Origin of the sequence: Streptomyces sp. NRRL B-24085, from assembly GCF_001282115.1 — a bacterium.
Classification (GTDB): domain Bacteria; phylum Actinomycetota; class Actinomycetes; order Streptomycetales; family Streptomycetaceae; genus Streptomyces.
Window position 1 is genome coordinate 1 of sequence record NZ_LJBR01000279.1, and the last position, 9,684, is coordinate 9,684.

A 9,684-nucleotide genomic window follows, 5' to 3' on the forward strand; every position below is an offset into this window, starting at 1 on the left:
CCCCCGCGTACCCGAACCCGCTCGCCCCGGCCCCAGCTCGTCGACGGCCGCGCGGGCCGCCTCCAGCGGGGTCGGGTACGAGCGGTAGTGGTCGACCATGCTCAGCCAGCTGCCGTCGGCCCGGCGCATGAGGTGCAGCGGCCGGTCGTCCACAGTGACGTGCCACGGGCCGTCGGCGTCGACCGGGTGCCCGACGGTCGTCATCCGCGAGCCGCGGATGCGGTGGCCGAGACGGATCTCGTCGAACTCGAAGGCGAGCTCGGCCGGCCCGGCGGCCCGGCGCAGGGGCCGGGAGGCGGCGACGACGGGGGCCAGTGCCATGGCCACGGCCGTGGCGAGCACGCCGCGCAGCACACCCCGCCGCGCCGTGCGCACCGGCCGGGGTCTCACCGCCGCCGTCCCGGCCCTCGCCACTCCCCCACCGACGCTGACGACCATCGTGCACTCCTCGTCCGGTTCCGATGTACACAGCCGTAACCGCCCGAGGGCCCCCGGGGTCACTCCCGCGGGCCGGCGGGCCCGCGTGCCGGGTCGCGGTTCTACAGGCCCGGCCCCACGCCCAGGTCCGCGGCGGGCACCGCCTGCAGGACGGGGGCGAGGATGCCCGCCTGCGGGAGCTTGGTGTCCGGCAGGCCCATGTGGTCGGGGTTGGGCCGGGTCAGCGGGGCGTCCACGCTCAGGCCGGGCGAGAGGGTGCGCAGGTCGGACGTCGGGACGCCGACACCGACGTGGTCGAACTCCGTGCCGAGGACGTGGGGCACGGGCGCGCGCAGGCCGGCGCCGGGCAGGCCGCCGGTGACCGGCAGCTGCGGGACGGTGCGCGCCGGGAGGAGCCGGCCCTCGACGAACTGCGGCCCGTCCGGCTTGCCCGGCCTCGGCAGCGGGATCTCGCCGCTCAGGCTGGGCAGCTCCATGTTGAGGGTCTTCTCGGCGGCTTCCAGGGGCACCGGGACGGGGACCGTGCCGACCGCGGCGGCAGGCGCGGCGGCCGCGCCCATGGCGGCCGCGACGCCGGTGACGACGGCGGCAAGGGTTCCTCGGGTGGTCGACTTCATGGCAGGTGCGGTCCCTTTCAGGGTTCGGGGGCTCAACGTCCTTACCGCGTAACGATCCTGGGGCGGTCACCAGCGCAAGAATCCCCCGGGTGCCGCAGTAGTACGACGAACCGACAGGGGCCGGTCAGCCCGTCCAGAAGTCCCACCAGCGGGTCAGGACCAGCATCCCGACGATCCCGGTGTGCAGCACCGGCGGCACCCAGGCGAACTCGTCGAGGAAGGCCCTCAGCGGGGCGGGCGCGGGCAGCAGCCGGTGGCGTACGGCGTGCGCGGCGACGTACCAGAACAGCGCGATGGTGGCGACCCAGGCCAGGCAGCACCACAGGCACAGGGCGTTGATCCGGTACAGCGACTCGAACTGGAGCCACGACACGAACCCGGTCCCGAACAGGCAGCCGGCCCCGAAGGCCAGCCAGTACCAGCGCGGGAAGCGGGCTCCCGCGAGCAGGCTCGTGCCGACGCAGACCACGATCCCGTAGGCGACCAGGCCCAGCATCGGGTTGGGGAACCCGAAGGCGGAGGCCTGGTCGCTCTCCATGACGCTGCCGCAGGAGACCACCGGGTTGAGGCTGCACCCGGGGGTGAAGTCCGGGTCCTCCAGCAGGTGGAACTTGTCGAGCGTGATGACCCAGGAGGCCAGCAGCCCGGCCGCCCCCGTGATCACCAGCAGGAGGGCGAAGGCGCGGCTCGCGCCCACGGGTTCCCGCGGCTGCCGTCCCGGGGCGGCCACGGTGTCAGGCGCGCAGGCTGCGGGCCGGCAGCACGATGTGCGCGGCGGCGTCCAGGGTCTCGTCGGCGTTGACGAACTCGGCGAGCGCCTCCGGGTCGACGGACTCGCCCGGCTCGGCCCCGGTCCAGGCGCGGGTGGTGAAGATGAGGTAGGCGAAGCCCCGCGCCTCGACCGCCTCCAGCCACTCCGGGGGCACGGTGCACTGGACGTTCAGCCGCGGCATGGTGAGGACGGCCTGGCCCGCGACGACGAGCAGGCCGACCGGGAGACTGGGCCTGGCGATGCCGTCGACCAGCTCCCGGCCGACCGGCAGGCCGTTGTCGGTCAGCAGCCGCTCGACCGCTGCGGACGTCGACTCCGGACCGCCCTCGGTGTTCCCGAGGGAGCAGACCAGGAGGTGGGGGATGGCGACGCCGTCCGCGTTCTCCCCGCTCCAGGGCAGTACGACGACGGTGCCCAGGTCGGCGGAGCGCAGGGGGCGGGTTTCGCTTGAGGTTGAGGTCACCGGGCGACCATAGCGACGCTCCGGAGGGCCACTTGGGCGTTCTCACCCGAGCGGGCGACGGTCCGCGGTCCGTCCACACGAAAGAGGGACGGGGTCGAACAGCGCGAAGGGCCGACCCCGGGCCCGGACGGCCACCACGGAATCGGCCCTTTTTCCGGATGTCTCCGGCGCCGGGAAAAGCGGATTCAGCCACCCACGGGAAGAACGCCGGCAATTCCGCCGTCGTTGTTCAGGTCCTCGGTCGCGCCCTTCACGGCGTTGAGCACGGAGCCCGTGTTCTCGGTGTCGAGCGCGTCCGACTGGTGCTGGAGCGGCATGACGTCGATGGGACCCCTGGTGAGCGCGTTCACGGCGCCGTTGAGGCTGGTGGGGGTGAGGTCGGCGCTGTTGTAGGCGAACGCGGGCGCTGCGGCACCGGCGAGGACCAGGGAACCGGCAACGACAGCAGCGGCCTTCAGGGACTTCATCGTGTTCCTTTCTTCGGCAACTCATGTCGCCAGAGGGAATTCTGACGCCGTGCCCAACGAGTTGCGGCCGGAGCGGAAACCCCTTTTATGAGTCCTCATATGAGATCCCGTCGGTCAGTTCGACGGGCCGCCCGCGGGCGGGGTCGGCAGGCTCGGCGCGGGCAGTCTGCCGCCGACCAGGGTCGCGGCCACGGTGTTGACGAGGCTCGTCACCGAGTCGGTGACCGCCGCGGCGACCTGAGCGGCGTCGCCCGAGGTCACCGCCTTGATCAGCTCGTCGATCGCCTTCTGCAGCGCGGCCAGCGCGTCGCCGATGACGTCGGCGGGGGCCGCCCCGGTGGCGCCGCCGTTCCTCGTGGGTGCGGGGAGCGTGGTGGCGGGCGCGGCGGTGGCCGGGAGGGCCGGTGCGGTTGGCGCGGCGGGCAGAGTGGTCGCGGTGCTCGCCGACGTGCCGGTGCTCGGTGATGCCGGAGCCGTCGCGGCGGCCCGGGCGATGGCGTCCTTCACGGCGGCGCCGAGCTCGCTGGCCTGGGCGGCCGGGAGCCGGCCGTCGTCTGCCTTGAGCACGGTGTTCAGCAGGTCGGTGACCGGGGTGATCACGCCCCCGAGGTCGCTGAGGCCCTTGACCTGGGCGAGGAGCGCGTCCGCGTCGGGCAGGGGCGCGCGGGACACCGCGTGGGCCTGCTCGCGGGCCGGGTCGGCGACTGCGGCCGGACCGGCCAGGCCGACCAGGAGGGTGGCGCAGAGTGCGGTGGACGCGATGCGCCGTGCGGGCAGACCACGCATGGGTGTTCCTTTCGGTGAGCGTCGGATCTGTGCTCACCGTGAGTTCGCCCACCGCGCCCCGCAACTCGGGTCCACCGTTGGGAGCAACGCAGGCCGGCCGCTCTCCCGCGCGCGAACACGGGAGGGCGGCCGGCCCACGGGGTGGCGTGTGAACGTCAGTCGTTCTCGCACTGGTTGCCGAACGCCGGGTTCAGCAGGGCGATGATGTCGACGGTGTTGCCGCAGACGTTGACCGGAACGTGAACCGGAACCTGGACGACGTTGCCCGACAGCACGCCCGGGGAGTGAGCGGCGGCGGCCTGCGCGCCACTGTCGGCGACGGCGATGCCCGCACCACCGGCGACGGCCGCGGCGGCAACGGAGGTCAGGGCCAGGCCCTTCGCGATACGCGACATGGAGAGTTGCTCCTTGGGGGTTGACACAAAACACCCGGGCGGGATGCCCGGCGTTGTGTCAACGCGCGGCGCCCGCGCGAGTTGTGCGGCCAAAGGGGTGATCTGCCGGAACCACGGGTGTGCGATTCCGACACGGTTGGCTGATTTGCCAGTAATAGTCCGGATCGTGACTAGAGTTGCGGACCTCCCGAGGCCCCCGCAGACGGCACGTCGCACGCACGGGGCGCCGTACCTTCCCGAAAGGGCAACGCCGGTCATGCGCAATTCCCCGGGCCCACTGCCGCGCCGTGCGATCGCGGGCGTACTCCTGCTGGCGGCCCTGTGCACGCCCCTGCGCGCCGCAGCGACGGTGCCCGACCCGTCGGCCGCGGAGGCGCGGCGGCTCCCCTTCGCCGAGCGGTACCGCGCGACCCAGCACGGCGGGGTCGTCCGCGCCGCCAACACCTCCATCACCTGCCGTGCCGCCGGCACCGGGGCCGAGCCCTCCTGCCCGGCCGTGCGCGCGGGCGGCAAGGGTGCCAACGGCGACTTCGACATGTTCTACGTCGACGTGGACCGCGACCCGAACACCTACAACTCCTCCCGCGCCGAGGTCCGGCTGCCCGGGGGCTCGCGGGTGACGTACGCGCGGCTGTACTGGGGCGGCAACCTGCAGGCGGGCGAGCAGAAGCCGCCGAAGGACAACGGGCGGGTGCTGGTCGCGGAGCCCGGCGGTCAGTACAAGGCCCTCCTCGCGGACACCGTGGTGGGCCACCGGACGGCGCACGGCGCGGACGCCTTCCAGGCCTCGGCCGACGTCACGAAGCTGGTCCGGGACAGCGGTTCGGGCCTGTACACGGTGGCACAGGTCAACGTGGCCATGGGCAGGTCGACGGCGGGCGCGTGGGGCGGCTGGACGCTGGTGGTGGCGTACGAGAACCCGGCCGAGCCGCTGCGGCACCTCGCCGTCTGGGACGGCTTCGACGCGCTGAACTCCCGTTCCGTGCCGGAGATCCGCCTGAGCGGGCTGCGCCTGGCGAGGGAGGGCACCGGCCGGGTCGGGCTCGTCGCCTACGACGGCGACCGCGGCCGTACGGGCGATTCGCTCACCGTGTCGACCGGCCGCGGCGCGAGGACCTCTCTCGCGGGTCCCGGCGGCCCCCGTGACGACGTACTGAACTCCACGATCGCCGAGGCGGGGGCGCCCGCGCCGGAGCGTGTGCCCTCCTACGCGCACACCCTCGGCTACGACTCGGACGTGTTCGAACTCGGAAACGCTCTGCGGCACGGCGGTGACCACCTGGCCTTCCGGCTCGTTTCCCAGCGGGACGCGGCATGGGCCGGCGCGCTCTTCGTCGCCGTCGACGCCCGGCAGTAGGCGCGTTCCGGCCCGTCCCGAGCCCGTCCGTGAGCGAGGAAACCGCGCAATGCACCAGTCAGCAACCGATCCCGGGCCACGGGTCCTGCACCTCACGCAGCCCGTGGACGGCGGAGTGGCCCGGGTGGTGACGGACCTCGCACGGGCCCAGGTCGCCGCCGGTCTGCACGTCACGGTCGCCTGCCCGGACGGCCCCCTCGCCGCCGACCTGCGCGCCCTGGGCGCGGACGTACGGCGGTGGGAGGCGACACGCTCACCGGGTCCGGCACTCGTCCGCGAGGTGCGGCGGCTCGCCCGGGTGGTCGAGGAGGTGCGGCCGGACCTGGTGCACGCGCACAGCGCGAAGGCCGGACTGGCCGGACGGATCGCCGTGCGGGGGCGGATCCCGACCGTGTTCCAGCCGCACGCCTGGTCGTTCGAGGCGGTCGGCGGTGTCACCGCGGCCCTCGCGCTCGCCTGGGAGCGGCGCGGGGCGCGCTGGGCCACGCGGACGGTGTGCGTCAGCGAGGCGGAGCGCCGGACCGGGCGGCGGGCCGGGATCACGGGGCGGTGGAGCGTGATCCCCAACGGGATCGACACCGAACGCTTCCGCCCCGCCGCCGCGGACACCGTACGGGCACGGCTTCTGCCCGGGGTCGACCCGGCGGCGCCGCTCGTGGTGTGCGTGGGGCGGCTGTGCCGGCAGAAGGGGCAGGACGTCCTGCTGCGGGCCTGGGACGCGGTGCTGCACCGGGTGCCCGCGGCGCGACTGGTGCTGGTCGGGGACGGACCGGAGCGGGACCGGCTGCGCGAACGGGCCCCGCGGTCCGTGCTCCTCGCGGGGCCCGTCGCCGATGCCGTGCCCTGGTACCGGGCCGCCGATCTGGTCGTCCTGCCGTCGCGCTGGGAGGGCATGGCACTCGCCCCGCTGGAGGCGATGGCCTGCGGGCGGCCCGTGGTGGTGACGGACGTGGACGGCGCCCGAGAGAGCCTGCCGCCCGCCCTCGCGCCGCACTGCCTGGTGCCCCCGGAGAACCCGGCGGCGCTGGCCGACGCCGTCGCCGCACTGCTGCTCGACCCGTCGTCGCGCACGTCGCTCGGCCACCAGGGGCGCCGTCACGTCCTGTCCACGCACGACGTGCGGCGCACGTCCGAGGCGGTGGCGGGCCTGTACCGCGACCTGCTCGACGCCGAGCCCGCCGCGCGCGTCGCGCCCACCGAGTACAGGGAGCCCATCCACTCGTGACCGCGGAAAGCACCGTCCCCTCCCCCGGCACACAGGCCAGGGACCTCGGATTCTCATCCGTCTCGATCATGCCGCCGCGCGGCTCCGGTGCGGGTTTCCGGTTCCCCGCCCGGCGGCCCCCGACGCGCCCCGCCTCCCCGGTCCCGCTGCTCACCGCGGACCTGGTCGCCGCCCTCGTGGGAGCGTTCGCGTGCAGTGCCGCCCAGTGGCGGCCGCTGCTCGTGGCGCTGCTGGTGGCCGCCTCGATGCTGCTGCGCCCGCACCCGCCCCGCCAGGTGGCCGGCGTCCTCGACGAACTGCCCGCCGTCTGCGCCCGGATCGCCGTCGCCTGGCTGGCCCTCGCCGCCGCGGTGGCCGCGTACGACCCGGACCGGGCGCTCTCCCCGGCCACCCTCGCCGTCGGCTTCCTGCTGCAGTCGACGGTCGCCTGCGCGGGCCGCGGCACCGTGCGCCGACGCCAGCGCCTCGCCCGGCTCACCCGGCCGCGCAGCGCGCTCGTCATCGGCCCGGCGGCGACCGCCCAGCGCGTGGCCGCCGCCGTGCTGCGCCATCCGGGCTGCGGAGTCCGCCCCGTGGGGGTCGTGGCCGAGGAGCCCGACGGCGGCGAGGGGCTGCCCGTGCTGACCACCGGCGAGGAGGTCGAGCGGGCCCTCATCCAGAACGGCGTACGGGACGTCCTGACCGTGCATCCCTCCGTACGGTCCCGGCAGGGCCCCTTGCTGCGGGCGCTCGCGGAGTCGGGCTGCGCGGTGTGGGAGATCGACGCGGAGTCGCCGTCGTACGAGATGCGTGAACAGCTCGCCGGGTTCTCCTGCCGGCGTCTGGTGATGGGGTCGCGGCGGCGGGGCAGCGCCGGGAAGCGGGCGCTGGACGTGGTCGTGTCCGGGACGCTGCTGCTGGTGGTCAGCCCGCTGCTGCTGGTGTGCGCGGTGGCGCTGCGACTGAGCGGCGGGCCGGGCGTGGTGTTCCGGCAGGAGCGCATCGGCAAGGACGGCAAGCCGTTCACGCTGCTGAAGTTCCGCACCCACCGGCCGGTCGACGCGCACGAGGCGGCGACCCGCTGGAGCGTGGCCAACGAGCACCACATGCCGTGGCTGTGCCGCTTCCTGCGACGGACCTCCATGGACGAGCTGCTCCAGTTGTGGAACGTCCTGCGGGGCGACATGAGCCTGGTCGGTCCGCGGCCCGAACGCCCCTACTTCGTCACGAAGTTCAGCCAGACCTACCCCGGTTACGCGGCCCGCCACCGGATGCGGACCGGTATCACCGGGCTCGCCCAGATCCACGGGCTGCGCGGGGACACCTCGATCGAGGACCGCTGCCGGTTCGACAACGCGTACATCGACAACTGGTCGCTGTGGCAGGACATCTGCATCCTGCTGCGCACCGCGGCCGCCCTCCTGCGTCCGACGGGGAGCTGAGCGCGCATGGGTCTCGCGCTGAACCCGCCGCGGGTGCGGGAGCTCTCCCCCGTCCTGCCGGTGGTGGCCGTGGTCGCCCTGCTGGCGCTGCCGGTGTCGCCGACCGCCGAGAGCGGTGCGGGGCCGGCCGACGCGGTCTCCGGCCTGGTGGTGCTGTACTGCGTGGTCCGGCTGGTACGGGAACGCCGGCGCCCTCTGTCGTGGACGGCCGCCGTCGTCCTCGGCCTGCCGGTGGCCGGACTGGCCGTGGCCGCGGTGGGCGCGTCCTCGCCGGCGGCCGGGCTCACCGGTCTGGGCCGCTACCTCCAGGTCTTCGTGCTGGTCCCGGCGGCCGTGCTGCTGCTGGTCCGGGACCGGCGCGACTTCCGGCTGCTGGCCTGGTCGTTCGTGGCCCTGGCCGGGTGGCAGGGCGCGATCGGCGTGCACCAGTACGCGACCGGGACCGGCGCCTCCTACCAGGGCGAGGACATCCGGGCCGTCGGCACCTTCGGGGCGGCGGACGTGATGGGGATGGCGACCGTCGTCTCCTTCGGCCTGGTGTGCGCGCTCGGGCTGGCGCTGGGGCAGGCGTCCGTACGGCAGCGGGCGGTGGCCGCCGGGTGCGCGCTGGCGCTACTCCTGCCGCTGGCGCTGTCCTTCAGCCGGGGCGCGTGGATCGCGACCGCCGTGACCTGCTCGGCACAGCTGGTGCTGGCCGGGCTGCGGCGGGCGCTGGTGGTGGGGGCCGTGACGGCCGCCGTCGGGGTGGTCCTGGTGGGCGGTCTCGGAGTCGGCTCGGCGCAGTTGCAGGAGCGGATCGGCAGCATCACGCAGGTCGCCGACGCCCCCGACCAGTCCGTGACCGACCGGTACACCATGTGGGCGGCGGCCGTCGGCATGTGGCGCGAACAGCCGCTGGCCGGCGTGGGGTTGAAGGGCTTCCCCGAGCAGCGGGACGCGCACGCCTCGCTGGCCCTGTCCGCCGGCAGCGACACGGAGGGAGCGGGCGCGGCCTTCCGCCGGCAGCCACTGCTGTCCCCCCACAACATGTACCTCCTCGTGCTCGCCGAACAGGGCCTGACCGGGCTGCTCGCCCTCGCGGGCGCCTGGCTGGCGCTGCTGGTGTGCGGACTGCGGGGGCTGGTGCGGGCGCGGGGGTCCGGGCGCGGGCTCGACTGCGCGCTCGTCGGCTGCGGGCTGCTGGTGTGGCAGCTCACGGACTTCGTGTACGCGGACATCGGCGGGCCCTCGACCGTGCTGACGGCGGTGTGCTTCGGCGTGGTGGCCTGGTGGGCGCTGGTCGGGAGCGGTGCCGTGCGGGCACGGGACGAGAGCGCTGCCGTGCCCGCACGGGACGGGTCCGGCGCGGCCGAGGGGGCCGGGATCCGATGACGGTGACACCGCCACATCCCTCGGGGTCGACGGGGTCCGGGTCCGGCGCGGGCCCGGGGTTCGGGTCCGGCGTCAGCTCCGGGTCCGGGTCTGGGTCCGGGTCCGGCGTCAGCTCCGGGTCCAGGTTCGGGTCCGACGTAAGGTCCGGGTCCGGGTTCGGCGTCAGCCCCGGATCCGGGTCCGGGTCCGACATGAGCCCCAGGCCCGGGTCCGGCATGAGCCCCAGGCCCGCGTCCGGCATGAGCCCCGGACCCGCGTCCGGCATGAGCCCGAGGTCCGGGGCCGGGACCGGCGGCGGCCCCGGAAGCGGTGGACCGTTGGCCGTCCCCCCGGCACGCACCGCCGCCGAGCCGGTCCGCCATGCCCCCGGAC

At 74.7% G+C, this 9,684-nt stretch carries 11 protein-coding genes; 4 read left to right on the plus strand and 7 right to left on the minus strand.

The annotated features are described in order from the left end of the window. The 7 genes from AOJ26_RS27950 to chpG all read right to left on the minus strand — a co-directional run. A partial coding sequence (locus tag AOJ26_RS27950) for a tyrosinase family oxidase copper chaperone (protein ID WP_053851145.1) occupies positions 1-438 on the minus strand: 438 nt, incomplete at its 3' end. A gap of 101 nt (positions 439-539) precedes the next feature. Continuing rightward, on the minus strand, positions 540-1,055 hold the full coding sequence (locus tag AOJ26_RS27955) for a hypothetical protein (protein WP_053851135.1): 516 nt from the start codon (positions 1,053-1,055) through the stop codon (positions 540-542). Between the two features lie 124 nt (positions 1,056-1,179). After that, on the minus strand, positions 1,180-1,785 hold the full coding sequence (locus AOJ26_RS27960; protein WP_053851136.1) for a vitamin K epoxide reductase family protein: 606 nt from the start codon (positions 1,783-1,785) through the stop codon (positions 1,180-1,182). Positions 1,786-1,789: 4 nt separating this feature from the next. Next, positions 1,790-2,290 (minus strand): DUF5949 family protein, encoded by a 501-nt coding sequence (locus tag AOJ26_RS27965; RefSeq protein ID WP_053851137.1) that lies wholly within the window; start codon positions 2,288-2,290, stop codon positions 1,790-1,792. Positions 2,291-2,475: 185 nt separating this feature from the next. After that, positions 2,476-2,757 (minus strand): hypothetical protein, encoded by a 282-nt coding sequence (locus AOJ26_RS27970; protein WP_053851138.1) that lies wholly within the window; start codon positions 2,755-2,757, stop codon positions 2,476-2,478. 114 nt (positions 2,758-2,871) lie between these two features. Beyond that, on the minus strand, positions 2,872-3,543 hold the full coding sequence (locus tag AOJ26_RS27975) for a hypothetical protein (protein ID WP_053851139.1): 672 nt from the start codon (positions 3,541-3,543) through the stop codon (positions 2,872-2,874). A 155-nt stretch (positions 3,544-3,698) separates the two neighbouring features. After that, positions 3,699-3,938: a chaplin ChpG gene (chpG, locus tag AOJ26_RS27980; protein ID WP_053851140.1), complete on the minus strand. Its 240-nt coding sequence runs from the start codon at positions 3,936-3,938 to the stop codon at positions 3,699-3,701. A 256-nt stretch (positions 3,939-4,194) separates the two neighbouring features. Here chpG and AOJ26_RS27985 point away from each other — a divergent pair, with 256 nt between their 5' ends. The 4 genes from AOJ26_RS27985 to AOJ26_RS28000 are packed head-to-tail and all read left to right on the plus strand — an operon-like array spanning position 4,195 to position 9,312. Further along, a complete protein-coding gene (locus tag AOJ26_RS27985) occupies positions 4,195-5,295 on the plus strand; it encodes a DUF3344 domain-containing protein (protein WP_053851141.1) in 1,101 nt (366 codons plus the stop codon). 49 nt (positions 5,296-5,344) lie between these two features. After that, complete coding sequence (locus tag AOJ26_RS27990) at positions 5,345-6,520, plus strand: glycosyltransferase (RefSeq protein WP_053851142.1); 1,176 nt, start codon at positions 5,345-5,347, stop codon at positions 6,518-6,520. Further along, positions 6,517-7,941, plus strand: a complete 1,425-nt coding sequence (locus tag AOJ26_RS27995; RefSeq protein ID WP_053851143.1) for an exopolysaccharide biosynthesis polyprenyl glycosylphosphotransferase — start codon at positions 6,517-6,519, stop codon at positions 7,939-7,941. The genes AOJ26_RS27990 and AOJ26_RS27995 overlap by 4 nt, the downstream gene beginning before the upstream one ends. 6 nt (positions 7,942-7,947) lie before the next feature. After that, positions 7,948-9,312 carry an O-antigen ligase family protein gene (locus tag AOJ26_RS28000; RefSeq protein WP_053851144.1) on the plus strand — a complete coding sequence of 455 codons (1,365 nt, stop codon included), beginning with the start codon at positions 7,948-7,950 and terminating at the stop codon, positions 9,310-9,312. Positions 9,313-9,684 lie beyond the last annotated feature (372 nt).

What these genes read in the sequence shown, in the direction of transcription:
- AOJ26_RS27975 (WP_053851139.1), bottom strand. Translation starts at nt 3,543, where the DNA reads ATGCGTGGTCTGCCCGCACGGCGCATCGCGTCCACCGCACTCTGCGCC.
- AOJ26_RS27985 (WP_053851141.1), top strand. Translation starts at nt 4,195, where the DNA reads ATGCGCAATTCCCCGGGCCCACTGCCGCGCCGTGCGATCGCGGGCGTA.
- AOJ26_RS28000 (WP_053851144.1), top strand. Translation starts at nt 7,948, where the DNA reads ATGGGTCTCGCGCTGAACCCGCCGCGGGTGCGGGAGCTCTCCCCCGTC.
- AOJ26_RS27955 (WP_053851135.1), bottom strand. Translation starts at nt 1,055, where the DNA reads ATGAAGTCGACCACCCGAGGAACCCTTGCCGCCGTCGTCACCGGCGTC.
- AOJ26_RS27970 (WP_053851138.1), bottom strand. Translation starts at nt 2,757, where the DNA reads ATGAAGTCCCTGAAGGCCGCTGCTGTCGTTGCCGGTTCCCTGGTCCTC.
- chpG (WP_053851140.1), bottom strand. Translation starts at nt 3,938, where the DNA reads ATGTCGCGTATCGCGAAGGGCCTGGCCCTGACCTCCGTTGCCGCCGCG.
- AOJ26_RS27990 (WP_053851142.1), top strand. Translation starts at nt 5,345, where the DNA reads ATGCACCAGTCAGCAACCGATCCCGGGCCACGGGTCCTGCACCTCACG.